Source organism: Mesocryomonas lacus, from assembly GCF_055730105.2.
In genome coordinates this window covers 921,348-937,099 of record NZ_JBUZWF020000003.1, presented here as the reverse complement: position 1 = coordinate 937,099, position 15,752 = coordinate 921,348, and the positions used below count along the sequence as shown (strand labels likewise).

The window sequence follows — 15,752 nt, the reverse complement described above, 5'->3', positions numbered from 1 at the left end:
GTGTCGGCGGCGACAGACCACGCGTTCTTCGCGCGCCGCGCGGGACACGTGGCTCTCACACGGCGAACCAGGACCTCATGCAATGTTGGATCGGGTTTTCAGACGAAGCGAACAAAAGCCGCGCAACCCCGCAACGGCCGTCCCCGTGGACCCCGCTCCCCGGACGAAATTCAAGATCGCCCTGGCGCTGGGCGGCGGCGCGGCCCGTGGCTGGGCGCATATCGGCGTCCTGAAGGCGCTCGACGAAGCCGGCATCCACGTCTCGATGATCGCTGGCACCTCGATCGGCGCGCTGGTCGGCGGTTGCTATCTCGCCGGGCGCCTCAATGAGCTCGAGGATTTTGCACGCTCGCTCACCCGGCGCGGCCTGGTGCGCTTTCTCGACGTGCGCTTTGGCGGGGCGGGCCTCCTCGGCGGCATGCGGCTGACGCGGCGGCTGATCGAGACGCTGGAGAACGCGCAGATCGAGGATCTCGACCGGCCACTGGTCTGCGTGGCCACCGAAGCCCGCAGCGGCCACGAGGTCTGGCTGGATTCGGGATCGCTGGTCCTTGCCATGCGCGCGTCCTACGCGCTGCCTGGAGTGTTCGAGCCGGTGATGGTCGGCGACCGCCGCCTGGTCGATGGCGCGCTGGTCAATCCGGTGCCGGTCTCGGTCTGCCGGGCATACGAGGCGCAGCTCGTCGTCGCCGTGAACCTCAACTACGACCTCTTCGGCCGGGCCGCGGTGCTGCGAATGCGGGCGACCCAGCCGGCAATACGGCTGAAAACCACGCCTATGCCGATCGACGAGGAACTGGACCTGCCCGCGCTGGAGGCGATACGCCGGCGCGAGAAGATCGGCATCACCCGCTCGATGGCGGACGCCTTCAACATCGTGCAGGACCGCATCTCGCGGTCGCGCCTTGCCGGTGATCCGCCGGACCTCTCGCTGCAGCCGAAGGTTCGCGATATCGGGCTGTCGGAATTCTACCGCGCGGCCGAGGCGATCCAGTTTGGCTACGAGGAGACGATGCGCCGCCTTCCAGAGATCGAGCGGGTCACCGAGGGCTATGTGCAGAGCTGACGCGTTCCCGGCAGTATCGTCCGCCAGACGGACCTGCCCGCCAGACTGATGCGCTGAAGGCTGAACGCGCCGTCCCGCCCCTAGCCTGCTGCCGCGATGTAGGTGCGCATGTCCTCGGCCTCGCGCTCGGCATCCTCGATGCGGCGCTTGACGAGATCGCCGATCGAAATGAGACCGATCAGCTTGCCGCGCTCGACCACCGGAATGTGCCGGAAGCGGCCATTGGTCATCAGCTCCATCACCTCGTTCACGGTGGCATTCTCGCCGCAGGTCGTCACCGTCCGCGTCATCACGTCGGCAACGCTCTGCGTCAGGCAGTCCGGACCCTTGGTGCCGATCATCCGCACCACGTCGCGCTCCGACAGGATGCCCGCCAGCTTGCCCTCGGCATCGAGCAGGATCAGCGCGCCGATCCGCCGCGTGGCCAAGGCCTGCGCCGCGTCGCCCAACGTTGCGCCATCGCTGAGGGTGAAAACGTCGTGGCCTTTCTCTTCCAGGATCTGCTTTACGCTCATGACCACTCCTCCCGTACGGTCGCCCGTCCGGATGGTGCGTCACTCTGAAGCGGACCGCAAGCGATCTTGCCGGCGTGGTCTGCCCGTCAGGTGCGACGGCCGAACAGCCCGATCGTCAGGAAGCCGAACAGGAACCCGCCGACATGCGCCTCCCAGGCGACGGAGGCGCCGCCGTCGACAAAGGCCGAATAGCCTGTCGCCGTCAGGATGTTGGTGGCGAGGAAGATCAGGATGAAGAAGAGGATGGTCCGGTCCCCGAGCGCCTGGCGGAACGACAGAAGGGGCGCGCGGTCGGCGGGGACGCCCGACCGGCTGATCGAGCCGAGGGCGAAGCGGCAGGCAACGCCCATCAGCGCAGAGACAGTGCCGGATGCACCGATGACCGGCACGATCAGCCCGGTGTTGAAGGCATAGAACGTCGCAGCGCCCGCCACGGCGCCAAGCGCCGAGAAAATGAGGAAGCGTTCCGCGCCAAACCGGCGCGCCACGGGCGTCCCGAAAGCCAGCAGCCAGACGGTGTTGAGCCCGAGATGCGTCCAGTCGCCGTGCAGGAACGCATGGCTGAGCGGCGACCAGATCTCCGCGCCCGGATTGCGGTCGAGGAACAGGCCGCAGGACTCGGCGTAGCAGCCGGGAATGAAAGCGAACTGCGTCAGCACCCAATCGTCGGTTTCCGGTGTCAGTACAAAGCTGCGCAGCGCCTGGACCAGTGCCAGCACGACCAGCAGCAGGAGAACGACGCCCGGCACGTTGAACGCTGGCGGGTTGACCCGCCGGACAGGCGGCTGCGTGTCTTCGTCGAGGGTCAAGTCACATCTCCCGGGCCGCGTGGCGGCTTGGCGGTGGTCCGATAGCCACCTCGCCGGCCCTCTTACCCGCAATCGCCGGAAAAGACAGCAGGCTGCCGATAGCGCTACGAGATCAGAGGACCGAGAGCCAGACCGAGAGTGGAGACGACGCCTTTACGACTTGCCGCTGACTAAGGTTAAGAGAATTCTTCCGTCTGGCGACTTCGCTCATTTCACGTTAAGTTTCGTCGCATAGCGTGTCAGATGATAAATCCGCCTGCGCGCGGCTCGGAGCCACGGGTCAGACATGCAAAACACAGCACCTGTCCAGTCCATGGATTCCGAAGAACGCCGCCGCTTCAGCCGCGTCGCCGTCGATCTGCTCGGCCGCTTCATGCTGGAAAACCGCACCGAGTTTCCGTGCCGGGTCGACAACATGTCGCCGGGCGACGTTTCCGTCGTCACGCCCATCACGCCCGCGGCCGGCGAGCGGGTCATCCTCTACGTCGACCATATCGGCCGGATCGAGGGCGACGTCACGCGCGGCTATGCCGGCGGCTTTGCCATGACGGTGCAAGGCACCGACCGCAAGCGTGAGAAACTGGCGGCGCAGCTGACCTGGCTGGCCAACCGGCACGAGCTCGACCTGCCGGAAGACCGGCGCCACGATCGTATCCAGCCGCGCAATCCGTTCATCGACATCACCCTCGACGACGGCCGCCAGTACAAGGTGCGGATCATCGATCTCTCGCTCTCGGGCGCCGCGGTCAAATCGACCGTCCGCCCCGCCATCGGTTCGCGCATCGTCATCGGCACGATGCAGGGCCGCGTGGTTCGCCACCTGGAAGAGGGCCTCGCCATCGAGTTCGCCGCCGTCCAGCAGCGCGAGACGCTCGAACAGCTCTGATCGATTAGCGTGCGTATCGTCGCAGGCTGATAGCGCTCCCGGCAACTCCGCATCGAACAGTCGTGGCTCGGCTCGGATGCCGGGCCGAAGCTGGCGTTGACCGGCGTCGCGGCGTGTCATCCGCCTTCCCCTTACCGCTCTGCCTGATGCTTTGCCTGGGGGTAGTGCTCGCCAGCGATGCGCCGCCCAGCCTCCTCGACATGCCGGAACCGTTGCCCGCCGATGCCCCGTGCACCGGCGGCCTTGCTATGCTTAACGATAAGCGGCCCGAAAGGGTTAATAAGCGACGCTTTTGATCCAGCGAGTTCTCCGGTTTCCAGCGAGAAATCTGCAAGTATAGGACCTGAACGAGATGCAGATAATTTGACTTAATTTGCCGATCTCAATTTGCCGCAGAAGTAAAATCCCATCGTCATTGTCAACTCCAGAGACGGAGAGAAACAATGATCAAAAGATTACTGATGACTATGGCGGTTGCACTGACCGCGGCGTTGTCGGGCGGGAGCGCTTCTGCCAATAACCTGCCGATGCCGGTGATGGGTGGAACCTCGCAGCCGGTCGGTCACTACGACTTCTGCAAGCGCTACCCCGACGAATGCCAGAAGAACGATGCCCCCTCCGTGGTCAAGCTGACCCGCAGCACCTGGGACAAGATCGTCGAGGTCAACAACGCCGTGAACACCGGCATCCTGCCGCGCACCGACCTCGACCTCTACGGCCAGGCCGAATACTGGACCTACCCGAAGACCGAAGGCGACTGCGAGGATTACGTCCTCTTGAAGCAGTACATGCTGGAACGGGCGGATCTGCCGCGCTCCGCCCTCCTCGTCACCGTCGTCCGCCAGCCCAATGGAGACGGCCATGCCGTTCTCACCGTGCGCACCGACCGCGGCGACTTCGTCCTCGACAACCTCAAGGACGAGGTGAAGGACTGGAAGGAAACCGAGTACCGCTACCTCAAGCGCCAGTCCGAGAAGAACTCGGCCAAGTGGGTCAGCATCGCCGATGACCGCGACATGCTGGTCGGCAGCGTCAAGTAAGGCCCAGCGGCAGGATCTTCGACCTCTCCGTCCCCGATCTGCCGAAACCGGCCCTCGCAAGAGGGTCGGTTTTTTCGTGTCTGACGTCCGCCGGAAGCCCCTCTGGAGAAGGAATCTCGCTAACCATCTTGCCAAGGCTTGCGAAGAATATTTCGAGAGCACGTCGCCCGGACCGTCAAACCTTAACGCCCGAAGCGCCGGAATTCAGACTTCGTTAACTCGCGGAACGGTCCAACGGCGCGGATACGCGCAGAATGTGTCCCCGCAGCCTGGCGGCCGGGGTCAGCGGTAAGGCGTTTGGGATTTGTTCGGCGGCGGCAGTGCCGGCTTCGCCTGGTGGAGCCGGGGCATCTGCCCGGCCCCCACGATCCGCCCGCATCGGGCGCAATCGGGTCGAGGACGTTAGGCCTCGAGATCCATCTCCAGGATCGTCATCGTCACGTGGTACGACAGCTCGCCCTCGTCGGTATCCTTCGACACCGTGCCGACGAACTCGTCGTTGACGTAGAGCTCGGCAGAGTCATTCTTTCGAGGCAGCGCGCGAACGCTGACCGCAGAGCCCTTGAACAGGGTCTTCAAGTACGTCTCGAGCTTCTTGATCTCGTCGGGCTTCATGGGCATCTCCTGCAGCCAATGTCGGGGGTGCGTGTAGCTAGCACCCGAGCGGCGAAAGCAATAGCCCTCCTCGTCGGCCCTACTCGTCTCGGCCGAACATGTGGTCCATCGCCCGCGCCGGCTCGCGGCCGCAGTCGTCGGTGGTGCCGACGATCCGGCTCGGAATACCGGCGACGGTGACGTGCGGCGGCACTTCTTTCAGGACCACCGAACCCGACGCAATCTTCGAGCAGTTGCCGACCTTGATGTTGCCCAGGATTTTCGCCCCCGCGCCGATCAGGACGCCGTCGCCGATCTTCGGGTGCCGGTCGCCGAACTCCTTGCCGGTGCCGCCGAGCGTCACGTCCTGCAGGATCGAGACATTGTCGCCGATCACCGCGGTGAAGCCGACGACGAGGCCAGTCGCGTGATCGAGGAAGATGCCGCGGCCCATTTTGGAGGCCGGATGAATGTCGGTCTGGAACACCGCCGACGATCTCGCCTGGAGATAGAGCGCGAAGTCGCGCCGCCCTTCGTGCCACAGCCAGTGCGCCAGCCGGTGGGTCTGGATGGCGTGGAAACCCTTGAAATAAAGCAGCGGCTCGATATAGCGCTCGCAGGCCGGGTCGCGGTCGAACACCGCCTGGATGTCGTTGCGCAGCGTCTCCGACCATTGCGAGGTGTCGCCGAGCAGACCCTCATAGGCTTGGCTGATCAACACCGCCGGAACGTCGGGGTGGTCGAGCCGCTGCGACACGCGGTGGATGACCGCGGCTTCGAGGCTCGCATGGTTGAGGATGGTGGCATAGAGAAAGCCGGACAGCATCGGCTCGCGCTCGGCAGCCTCCAGCGTTTCCTCCCGAACCCGCGCCCAGATCGGATCGACGGCGAGCAGCCGCTCATGGGCCTGCCTGGTGACGCTCATCGGAAGTTCCTTCGCTGGCATCTCGGCCAATTCTACTGTTCGGTAAAATAGCGTTCAGACCGGGTTTGAACAAGCCGGCGCCAGCCGCCATCTTTCGGCCCGTGCAACGCCGGTCCGTTCACGTGTCGCCAAGTGTCCGCGGCGCTACAGCTGACGCGGGGTCTTCGCCGAGAAAGCGCAGCACCTCCGCCTTGAACCGGCGGTCGCCGACGGCCAGCATGTGATCCCGGCCCGGAATGTCGAAAGCGGTGGCATGCGGCATCAAGGCTGCGAGTTCGGCCGCCGACCCCGCAATGTCGTCCTCGGTCCCGACGCCAATCAGCGTCGGCTGCAGGATGCGCCCGACCTCCTCTCGCGTCGGCTCGGTGCGCGAGGTCTGGATGCAGGCCGCGAGCGCCACCTTGTCGCTCTTGGTGCGATCGGCAAAGGCGCGGAACATCCGGCCCTTGGGGTCCTCGACCGCGTCCAGCGAGGGCGCCAGCAAGGCTGCAACGATCGGATCCCAATCGCCAACGCCATCGACGAGGCCGATGCCGAGCCCGCCGAAGACCAGCCGCGGGAACAGCGCCGGTGTCGCCAGCGCGGCGTAAGCGGAGACCCGGGCGCCCATCGAATAGCCGAAGAGGGTGGCCTCGGCGATGCCGAGATGGGCCATCAGGGCCGCGGCATCGCCGGCCATCTTCTGCGGCGTGTAGGCCGCGCCGTCATGCGGCTTGTCGCTCGCCCCGTGACCGCGGTGATCGAAGGCGACGGTGCGATACCCCGCCGCCGTCAAGGTCGAGACCCAGCCCGGATCCACCCAGTTCACCGCCATGCTCGACGCGAAGCCGTGCAGCAGCATCACCGCCGGCGCATCGAGGTCGCCATCGGAGCGATAGGCGAGCCGCAGGCCGTCGTTCTCGAAGAAATCCATGATCGTCCTCTGTCGTCTTTGCGCTCTGGCTAAACGCCTCCATACGGCGAGCGCAAGGGCGGGCGCCGGTTTTGCGTCCCCCCGCGCCGGCCTCTGGCCTTTCCGAACGCCGGCCATTATGGTCCCGCGCAATTGCTAGAGCACGGAGACGACAAGCGATGGCCGGACATATCATCCCGCATTTTCAGAACGATGCCGGCCACGATGTGATCGAGATCGGGGTGACCGAGTTCATGTGCGTCGGCGCCAATCCGCCGCACGACCACCCGCATGTCTATGTCGACCTCGGCGACGACGGGGAAAAGGTCTGCTCCTACTGCTCGACGCTCTACCGCTTCAACGCGGCGCTGCACGGCACCGACACCCTTCCGGCCGGCTGCCTGTTTCTCGAAGTCACGGACCGGAACGCCGCCTGAGGCGGCGCCGGCGGTGCTGACGGCACCGGATCACCGCACCGAAGCCCCGCGCGCCGTTGTGGTTGTCGGAGGCGGCATCGGCGGATTGACGGCTGCGCTGGCCTTCGCCAAGGCCGGATTTTCCGTCGAGGTCCTCGAGCGCGCCGAACGACTGCAGGAGGCCGGCGCCGGGCTGCAACTGTCCCCCAACGCCCTCAGCACCCTGACGGCCCTCGGCATCGAGACCGCGGAGCTGAACGGCATCGCCGCGACCAGCGTCACCTTGCGGTCAGGACCGAGCGGCCGTCGCATCGCCGAGGTGCCGGTCGCCGCGAGCGATGGCACGGCCTACCTCTCGCTTCACCGTGCCGACCTTCAGGCTGCCCTCCTCGCCGCCGTCCGGCGACAGACGCGGATCGTCCTGACCCTCGACGCCGCGTGCACTGCTGCACAACATGACGGCCAAGGCTGGCAGCTGGAATTCTCCCGCGCCGCCGGCGGTACGCTGAACCGGCAAGCGGACATCGTCATCGCAGCCGACGGTGTCGGCTCGGCGATCGCCCGCTTGCTCGGCCACCCCGCCGCCGCGCCCTCCGGCGATATCGCCTGGCGGATGACCGCCAGCACGCCGCCGGGGGGTACATCCCCCCGCCCGTCGGCCGGGATCGCGGCCTGGCTCGGGCCGCGGCGCCATGCCGTCGCCTATCCCATCCGCTGCGGCCGCGAGACGAACCTCGTCCTTATCGGCCGCGCCAGCGACGTGACAGGGGATCCCGCCTTCGCGTCGGCCAAGGACCAGTTGCTCGCCCGCTTCGGCGGCTGGGACCCCGCGCTTCTCGATTTGATCGCCTCGGCCGGACCGGCCACCGCCTGGCCGCTGTCGACGCGCGTGCCGGTCGCTCATGACGGGGTGCCGGCAGGCCTTTTCGTCATCGGCGATGCCGCGCACGCCATGCTGCCCTATGCGGCGCAAGGAGCGGCGATGGCCATCGAGGATGCGTTCGTCGCCGCGCACTGCGTGGCAACGCATGCCACGCTCGAGGCCGCCCGGCAAAGCTTCGACGCGCAGCGCATTCCCCGCATCGCAAAAGTGCTCGGCCGTGTCGCCTTCCACCGCCGCGTCTACCATTTGCCCTTTCCGTTTTCGCTCGCCCGTGACCTTGCGCTGAGCCTCCGCCCGAAAGCCGCCCTCGCCCGCGATCTCGCCTGGCTCTACGACTGGCGGCCACCCGCCATCGACGGTCCGCGCGGCACGGTTTCGGACATTTCGCGGAACGGATAACGGGCCGACCGACTTCAACGGTACCAGCCGAGTTCCGACGCCCCGCACCGTGAAAGGGCTATAGGTCGGAACTCTCACCGTCATGTTCGACGGCACCAAAGAGGATGATCAATGCCCTTGATGAGAAACACTGGACGCCTTCTGACTGTCGCGGCGCTGGCTGCGTCGACCACCTTGTCCGGTCCTTCCTTCGCCTACGCTCAGCAGAAGGCTGCGCTCCGCATGGCGCAGGCGGAGGAAGCGCCGGCTGAAGCCGCGCCGCCGGCAGATACCGCACCCGAGCCCGAGGCCGCTCCGGCGCCCGAACCGGAACGAGCGCCCGAACCAGCACCAGAGCCTGCGCCGGCACCAGAGGCCGCTCCTGAACCCGCACCGGCCGCCGAACCCGATGCGCCGGCTCCCGAGGCCGAAGCGCCCGCGCCAGCCCGCGAGCCGGCACCGGAAGCACCAGCTGCTGAGCCGAAGGCGCCGGAGCCCACACCTCCGGTAGAGGCAGCCCCCGAGCCGGCAGCGCCTGCGGAGCCTGCTCCGACGCCGGCGCCAGCAGAGCCAAGCCCACCAGCAGAGCCTGCGCCGGCGCCCGCCGAGCCTGCCCCGACCGCACCGCCGGCTGCTGTAGAGCCGGCACCCGCTGAAACCGCGCCAGCCCCCGCTGCGGCTGAACCGTCGGCGACACCCGCCGCCCCTGCCGAGCGCCGCGCCCGCACGCCCGGCCAGGGAAGACCCGCTGCCGCGCCCGACGCTGCAGCACCTGCCGCAGCACCGGATGCCGCAGCACCAGCAGCGCCAGCTCCTGGCACTACTGCGCCGGCCGCGCCAGCAGCTGCGCAGCCAGGAGCGGCGGCTCCGGCGCCTGCGGAGGTCCCGCAGACGCCCGGGGCACCAGCCCCTGCGGCAGAGGGTGCACAGCCCGGTGCTCCCGCAGCGCCAGCACCCGCTCCGGCCGCTTCGCCGGTCGAGGCTCCGAAGCCGGTTCCGGTCGAGGTGCAGAATGCGCCGGTTGAGCAAGGCCGCATCGATCAGAGCGATGCCCGCGTCCAGACGCTGTCGCGTCCTGTCGTGGAGCAGCCGATCACTAGCGAGCGCGGCGAGCGCCTGCAGGAGGCGCCCCGTTACCGCCAGCGGCCTGAAAGCGAGGTCGTCCAGCGTGTCGGCGACCGCGACATCATCTCGATTGTCGGTGCGGCGGCGGCAGGCGTGGCGGTCGGTGCAGCAGCCGGCTACTTCATCCGGTCGAACGACGACAACCGCCTCGCGGTGGATTCACGCGAACAGTACAGCGAGCGGCTGCCCCGCGGCCGGACGCGCGACACAATCGTTCGCGACAACGGATCGCAGGTGGTCACCATCACCGACGAGTATGGCGACGTCGTTCAGCGCTCCCGCATCGACCCGGACGGCCGCGAGGTCGTGCTGTTCTACGACCCCTACTCCGAGGACGACGGTCCGCGCCCGGACTACTACGACGACCCGGGCGAGGACCTGCCGCCGCTCGACATCCGCATCCCGCGAGACCGCTACATCGTCGATGTCGACCAGCCGGATGAGGAGCTCTACTTCGACACCATTGTCGCGCCGCCGGTGGAGACCGTCGAGCGGATTTACTCGGTCGACGAAGTTCGCCGTTCCGCCCGTATCCGCGACAAGGTCCGGCGCATCGACGTGAACACGATCAACTTCGACTTCGGGTCCGCGTCGATCTCGCAAGCGGAAGTGAAGAACCTGCAGGCGCTCGCTGATGCGGTCGCCCGCGTCATCAAGGACAACCCGGGTGAAACCTTCCTGATCGAAGGCCATACCGATGCGGTCGGCAGCAACGTCGCCAACCTCGCGCTGTCCGACCAGCGCGCCGAGGCCGTCGCCACCGCCCTGTCGCAGTATTTTAGCATTCCGGCCGAAAACCTGATCACTCAGGGCTATGGCGAGGAGGACCTAAAGGTCGCGACCCAGACGGAAAGTCGGGAGAACCGGCGCGTGACGCTCCGGCGCATCACGGCCTTGGTCAAGCCGGTCACATCGGCCGCGCGCTGATCCAATAGGTCTAGACGAACAGCGAAGCCGGCGGTCCTTATGGGACCGCCGGCTTTTTTTCTTGCCGTCCTGCTTCAGTGCCTTGAATCAAAGCGACAGCAAGGCGCTGCCAACGACTCATTTTACGCCGCTTTCGCTCTCTACGGGCCGAAGCACCCGCCCAACAAAAAACGGACGGCGTGGACCGTCCGCTTTGAAGAACTACGCTGAAGCCCACTCGCTCAGCAGGCATGCAGAGGGGAAATACGCACGGCATGTGCGCAATTCTGAAAGCGCCTCAGCGCCGGAGCGAGATACCCTTTCGGGATGATCGACCCGACCTTTGTGCCCCTAGTGAAGGATCTGCGACAGGAAGAGCTTGGTGCGCTCGTGCTGCGGGTTGGTGAAGAACGCGGTCGGCTCGTTCTGCTCCACGATCTGGCCGGCGTCCATGAAGATGACGCGGTTGGCGACCTGACGGGCAAAGCCCATTTCGTGCGTCACGCAGACCATGGTCATGCCTTCCTCGGCGAGACCAACCATGACGTCCAGCACTTCTTTGATCATCTCGGGATCCAGCGCCGAGGTCGGCTCGTCGAACAGCATGACCTTCGGGCTCATGCAGAGCGAGCGGGCGATGGCGACGCGCTGCTGCTGGCCGCCGGAAAGCTGGCCGGGATACTTGTTCGCCTGCTCGGGAATCTTGACGCGCTTCAAATAGTGCATCGCGATTTCCTCGGCCTTGGCTTTCGGCATCTTGCGGACCCAGATCGGCGCCAGCGTGCAGTTCTCGAGAATGGTGAGGTGCGGGAACAGGTTGAAGTGCTGGAACACCATGCCGACCTCGCGCCGGACCTCGTCGATCTTCTTCAGATCATTGGTGAGCTCGGTGCCGTCGACGACGATCTGGCCCTTCTGGTGCTCTTCCAGCCGGTTGATGCAGCGGATCATGGTCGACTTGCCGGAGCCTGAAGGGCCGCAGACCACGATCCGCTCGCCCCGGCGAACACGCAGGTTGATGTCGCGCAGCACGTGGAACTCGCCGTACCACTTGTTGACGTTCACGAGTTCGACCGCGACCTCGTTGGAGATGGTCATGGAAGGCCGCGGCGCGGCGGCGATGGGCTCGACGGAAGACATGCTGGAGATCCTTATCGTTTGTGTCCGGTGTCGAGGTGCCGTTCCATATAGACGGAATAGCGCGACATCGAGAAGCAGAAGAGCCAGAAGACGAAGGCGGCAAAGACGAGACCGGTGGCCGGGGTCTGTTCGGTCGACCAGTTCTGGTCGCTGAAACCGCGGCGGACCTGACCAAGAAGATCCGCGAGGCCGACGGCGGCGACGAGGCTGGTGTCCTTGAACAGGCCGATGAAGGTGTTGACGATGCCCGGGATGACCAGCTTCAGCGCCTGAGGCAGGATGATCATCCGCATCTTCTGCCAATAGGTCAGCGCCATCGCGTCGGCGCCCTCGTACTGCCCCTTCGGGATCGCCTGCAGACCGCCACGCACCACCTCGGCCATGTAGGCTGCGGAGAACAGCGAGACGCCGACGAGCACGCGCAGCAGCTGGTCGAAACTGACGCCGGCCGGCAAGAACAGCGGCAGCATGAAGTTCGCCATGAACAGCACGGTGATCAGCGGGATGCCGCGCCAGAACTCGATGAAGGCGACGCAGAAGAGCTTGACTGCGGGCATCTGCGAGCGGCGGCCGAGCGCCAAGAGAATGCCGAGCGGCAACGAGGCGACGATGCCGGAGATGGCGACGACCAGCGTCAGGAGGAGACCGCCCCATGAGTTGGTGCGCACCGGCTCGAGGCCGAAATCGGCCGTGACCACCAGCAACGCCGCGACGACGGCGATGAACGGCACGAGGTCCGACAAGGCTCGCTTCGCTCCGCCCTGCCCGCCAAAGGCAGACGCGACCGTGGCGGCTACGGAGAGCAACGCGGCGGCGAAGGCAGCGATCGACAGCACTGAGAAGCGCTGGTCGAGGAACAGGACCTGATCGGAAGAAACGATCCCCGCGATCAGCACCAGTACCAGCGAGAGGAGAAGCAGCCCGCCGGCCACTCGCACCAGCGGATGGCTCCAGCGAAAGCCGATCTTGCCGCTGGCGCTGTAGAGCGTGATCGCGGCAGCGACGGCCATGAAGAAGGCGATGCCGCCGCCGGAGATCGAGAACTGGCCGCCGGTCAGAAGCACAAGGGCGACGAACGGGTAGACAGCGAGGAGCAGGATTGCGTTGAGGCGCTTGTACGGCACGCTCGGAATGGCGATCGGCACCACCAGGAGCACCAGCATCACCAGCAGCGCGTTGATCCGCCAGCGCTCGGCATCGGGATAAATGCCGTACATGAACAGCTCGAACTTCGCCCCGACGAAAGCCCAGCAGGCGCCAGCCTCGTGCCCGTCCTTCGGCAAGCAGACCGTGCGGTCCGCGCCGACGAAGGCGGCGTTGAACACGCCCCATTCCAGGAGGTTGGTGACGACATAGGCGATCAGCAGCGCCGCGACCAGCGTCAGCGCCGTGTCGAGTGGCGTCGCGAACAGGCTGCGGCGGATCCGGGCGGGCCAGCCAGTCTCCCCCGGCGGCGGCGGCAAAGGCTGCTTCTGCTCGGTCGAAACGAAACGCAGGGTGGGATCTTCCATGTCTCTGTCTTCCCGCTCAGCGTTCGACCAATGCCATGCGGGCATTGAACATGTTCATGAGGAAAGAGGCTGCGAGACTGATGCCGAGATAGGCACAGATCCAAATGGCGACCACCTCGACGGTCTGGCCCGCCTGGTTGGCGACCGTCGAGCCGATCGAATAGAGCTCGGGATAGCCGATGGCAAAGCCGAGCGAGGAATTCTTCGTAAGGTTCAGATATTGGCTCGTCAGCGGCGGTATGATCACCCGGAATGCCTGGGGGACGACCACCAGCCGCAGCAGCTTGCCCCGCGTTAGGCCGAGCGCCATCGCCGCCTCGGTCTGGCCCTTCGATACCGACAGAATGCCGGCGCGTACGATTTCGGCGATGAAGGCGCCAGTGTAAATCGACAGCGCCAGGAACAGCGCGATGTATTCCGGCTTCACCTGCCAGCCGCCGACGAGGTTGAAGCGCGTCGCCGCGGGTACTTCGAGGCCGATCGGAAAGCCCGTGGCGACATAGGCGACCACCGGCAGGCCGATGATCAGGCCGAGCGCCGGCAGCAGCAGCGGGCGCCGTTCGCCGGTCGCGAGTTGGTGCGCCCGGTTGCGTCTGGCGAGAAACCAGGTCGCGGCGATGCCGACGACCAGGGCGATGAGGATAGAGATCGCCAGCGGCTCGAAGATCGCTGCAGGGATCTGCAGGCCCCGGTTGGTAAGATAGACGCCGATCGGCGATACCGGAAGGTTGCGCGGCGCCTGCAACAGCCCGAGCACGCCGAAATACCAGAACAGGATCACCAAAAGCGGCGGAATGTTGCGGAACGTCTCGACATAGACGGTGGCAAGGCCCCGGATCAGGAAATTGCGCGACAACCGCCCGATGCCGACGATGAAGCCAACGATGGTAGCGAAGATAATGCCGGAAACCGCGATGATCAGCGTGTTCAACAGCCCGACGATGATGGCGCGGCCATAGGTCGAATCGCTGGAATACTGGATCGCGGCCTGACCGATCTCAAAGCTGGAACGGGTGCCAAGGAAGCCGAAACCCGACGCCATCCGCGCTTGCGCCATGTTCCGCGCAGTGTTGTCGATGATCCACCAGGCAAAGGCAACGACAGCAAGGATCAGGACGATCTGGATGATCGTGCTGCGGACCGTCGGATTGGTCAGCCAGGAATCCTTGGTGGCGGCATGCGGCAAGGAATGGGTTTCGGCAGTCATGAAGCGGCGCTAGCCTCCTCGAGGGGAGCAAAATCGGGGCATTGGCAGATCAGTTCATCGCTCACGTCTGCCCCGGATGGGTCCATGAACGCCAGACCACGATGGCTGATCAGGGTAGATCCAAGGGTCCGCCCCTTTCGGCGCGGACCCCTGGCACGTTTCACCCGATGGTCAGCCGGCCGTCAACGGGCCGACCGACCGAAGTCGCATCAGCGGATCGGCGGGGCGTACTGCAGGCCGCCCTTGGTCCACAGCGCGTTCTGGCCGCGGGCAATCCCGAGCGGGGTCGCGGCGCCGATGTTGCGCTCGAAGAGCTCGCCGTAATTGCCGACGCCCTGAACGATCTTGACGACCCAGTCGTTCGGCAGGCCGGCATCGGCACCGAAGGTCGAGCCGACGCCCAGCATGCGCTGGATTTCCGGGTTCGGCGAGGACTTCATTTCCTCGACGTTGGCGGCGGTAATGCCGAGCTCCTCGGCGTCGAGCAGCGCGAAGTGGGTCCATTTGACGACGTCGAGCCACTGCGAGTCACCGCCGCGAACGGCCGGTCCGAGCGGCTCCTTGGAGATGATCTCCGGCAGGACGACGCTGTCGTCCGGCTTGGCGAGCTCGAGGCGCGAGGCGTAGAGGCCGGACTGGTCGGTGGTCAGCACGTCGCAACGGCCGCTGTCATAAGCGGCGTTCACGTCGTTCTGGGCCTCGATGACGACCGGGTTGAACGTCATGTTGTTCGACTTAAAATAGTCGGCAAGGTTCAGCTCGGTCGTGGTGCCGCTCTGCACGCAGACGGTCGCGCCGGACAGCTGCAAAGCGGAGTTGATGTTCAACTCCTTCTTCACCATGAAGCCCTGGCCGTCGTAGTAGTTGATGCCCGCGAAATCGAGGCCGAGGGCCGTGTCGCGGTTCATCGTCCACGTGGTGTTGCGGGCGAGCATGTCGATTTCATTGTTCTGCAGAGCCGGGAAGCGCTGCACGGCCGACAGCGGCACGTACTGCACCTTGCTGACGTCTCCGAACACGGCGGCGGCGACAGCCTTGCAATAGTCGACGTCGAGGCCCTGCCACTGGCCGCTATCGTTCTGCGAGGCAAAGCCTGGCAGGCCCGTGTTCACGCCGCATCTGAGCGTGCCGCGCGCCTTGACGTCGTCAAGCGTCGCAGCCGACCCGCTGGTCACCGCGGTGCCACAGACGACAAGTCCGAGCGCTGCTGTCAGAAGCTTCAATTTCATAAGAATACCTTCCCGTTATCTGTTTCGGTTCTTGATTTTTGCGCTGGACACGGGCTGCCTTGCGAACCGAAAAGGAGCCGGTCGGCCTGGTCCCGACCGCCGCCCCGGGTGGGCCGCTCAGCGGATGGTTTGTTGCGTTGTGATCTCATGCCATAAAAATTGGCAGGTCAAGCAGATGACAGTTTTTATTTCAGGGACCCACAGCCTGTGATGTTCCCTTTCCCGAATTC

At 65.6% G+C, this 15,752-nt stretch carries 15 protein-coding genes; 6 read left to right on the top strand and 9 right to left on the bottom strand.

Annotation, left to right across the window (positions count from 1 at the left end; genetic code table 11):
• Window positions 1-82 precede the first annotated feature (82 nt).
• Window positions 83-1,066: a patatin-like phospholipase family protein gene (locus tag ACZLZQ_RS14075; RefSeq protein WP_472949875.1), complete on the top strand. Its 984-nt coding sequence runs from the start codon at window positions 83-85 to the stop codon at window positions 1,064-1,066.
• 80 nt (window positions 1,067-1,146) lie between these two features.
• On the opposite strand, the gene ACZLZQ_RS14070 is transcribed toward ACZLZQ_RS14075, so the two are convergent.
• Together ACZLZQ_RS14070 and ACZLZQ_RS14065 are read right to left on the bottom strand one after the other, a co-directional pair.
• A complete protein-coding gene (locus ACZLZQ_RS14070; protein ID WP_472935099.1) occupies window positions 1,147-1,581 on the bottom strand; it encodes a CBS domain-containing protein in 435 nt (144 codons plus the stop codon).
• An 86-nt stretch (window positions 1,582-1,667) separates the two neighbouring features.
• Complete coding sequence (locus tag ACZLZQ_RS14065; RefSeq protein WP_472949874.1) at window positions 1,668-2,390, bottom strand: rhomboid family intramembrane serine protease; 723 nt, start codon at window positions 2,388-2,390, stop codon at window positions 1,668-1,670.
• A 286-nt stretch (window positions 2,391-2,676) separates the two neighbouring features.
• Between ACZLZQ_RS14065 and ACZLZQ_RS14060 the strand changes: the two genes are divergently transcribed.
• Together ACZLZQ_RS14060 and ACZLZQ_RS14055 are read left to right on the top strand one after the other, a co-directional pair.
• Window positions 2,677-3,276: a PilZ domain-containing protein gene (locus ACZLZQ_RS14060; protein ID WP_472935097.1), complete on the top strand. Its 600-nt coding sequence runs from the start codon at window positions 2,677-2,679 to the stop codon at window positions 3,274-3,276.
• A gap of 461 nt (window positions 3,277-3,737) precedes the next feature.
• Window positions 3,738-4,316 (top strand): transglutaminase-like cysteine peptidase, encoded by a 579-nt coding sequence (locus ACZLZQ_RS14055; protein ID WP_472949873.1) that lies wholly within the window; start codon window positions 3,738-3,740, stop codon window positions 4,314-4,316.
• Between the two features lie 402 nt (window positions 4,317-4,718).
• Here the strand turns inward: ACZLZQ_RS14055 and ACZLZQ_RS14050 are convergent, their stop codons facing one another.
• The 3 genes from ACZLZQ_RS14050 to ACZLZQ_RS14040 all read right to left on the bottom strand — a co-directional run bounded on the left by ACZLZQ_RS14050 (window position 4,719) and on the right by ACZLZQ_RS14040 (window position 6,748).
• The gene (locus ACZLZQ_RS14050) at window positions 4,719-4,931 is read right to left on the bottom strand and encodes a DUF3126 family protein (RefSeq protein WP_472949872.1); all 213 of its coding nucleotides are present in this window, start codon (window positions 4,929-4,931) and stop codon (window positions 4,719-4,721) included.
• Between the two features lie 79 nt (window positions 4,932-5,010).
• Entirely contained in the window at window positions 5,011-5,835 is an 825-nt protein-coding gene (cysE, locus tag ACZLZQ_RS14045; protein WP_472935094.1) for a serine O-acetyltransferase, read from the bottom strand.
• A gap of 118 nt (window positions 5,836-5,953) precedes the next feature.
• Entirely contained in the window at window positions 5,954-6,748 is a 795-nt protein-coding gene (locus tag ACZLZQ_RS14040; RefSeq protein WP_472949871.1) for an alpha/beta fold hydrolase, read from the bottom strand.
• A 158-nt stretch (window positions 6,749-6,906) separates the two neighbouring features.
• Here ACZLZQ_RS14040 and ACZLZQ_RS14035 point away from each other — a divergent pair, with 158 nt between their 5' ends.
• The 3 genes from ACZLZQ_RS14035 to ACZLZQ_RS14025 all read left to right on the top strand — a co-directional run bounded on the left by ACZLZQ_RS14035 (window position 6,907) and on the right by ACZLZQ_RS14025 (window position 10,456).
• Entirely contained in the window at window positions 6,907-7,164 is a 258-nt protein-coding gene (locus tag ACZLZQ_RS14035; protein ID WP_472949870.1) for a zinc-finger domain-containing protein, read from the top strand.
• A 13-nt stretch (window positions 7,165-7,177) separates the two neighbouring features.
• A complete protein-coding gene (locus tag ACZLZQ_RS14030) occupies window positions 7,178-8,425 on the top strand; it encodes an FAD-dependent monooxygenase (RefSeq protein ID WP_472949869.1) in 1,248 nt (415 codons plus the stop codon).
• A gap of 984 nt (window positions 8,426-9,409) precedes the next feature.
• Window positions 9,410-10,456 (top strand): OmpA family protein, encoded by a 1,047-nt coding sequence (locus ACZLZQ_RS14025; protein ID WP_472949868.1) that lies wholly within the window; start codon window positions 9,410-9,412, stop codon window positions 10,454-10,456.
• A gap of 330 nt (window positions 10,457-10,786) precedes the next feature.
• Here the strand turns inward: ACZLZQ_RS14025 and ACZLZQ_RS14020 are convergent, their stop codons facing one another.
• From ACZLZQ_RS14020 to ACZLZQ_RS14005, 4 genes are all read right to left on the bottom strand, one after another.
• Window positions 10,787-11,533: an amino acid ABC transporter ATP-binding protein gene (locus ACZLZQ_RS14020; RefSeq protein WP_472938130.1), complete on the bottom strand. Its 747-nt coding sequence runs from the start codon at window positions 11,531-11,533 to the stop codon at window positions 10,787-10,789.
• A 53-nt stretch (window positions 11,534-11,586) separates the two neighbouring features.
• On the bottom strand, window positions 11,587-13,086 hold the full coding sequence (locus ACZLZQ_RS14015) for an amino acid ABC transporter permease (protein WP_472935089.1): 1,500 nt from the start codon (window positions 13,084-13,086) through the stop codon (window positions 11,587-11,589).
• A gap of 16 nt (window positions 13,087-13,102) precedes the next feature.
• A complete protein-coding gene (locus tag ACZLZQ_RS14010) occupies window positions 13,103-14,293 on the bottom strand; it encodes an amino acid ABC transporter permease (protein ID WP_472949867.1) in 1,191 nt (396 codons plus the stop codon).
• A gap of 209 nt (window positions 14,294-14,502) precedes the next feature.
• Complete coding sequence (locus ACZLZQ_RS14005) at window positions 14,503-15,522, bottom strand: amino acid ABC transporter substrate-binding protein (protein ID WP_472935087.1); 1,020 nt, start codon at window positions 15,520-15,522, stop codon at window positions 14,503-14,505.
• Between the last annotated feature and the right edge of the window lie 230 nt (window positions 15,523-15,752).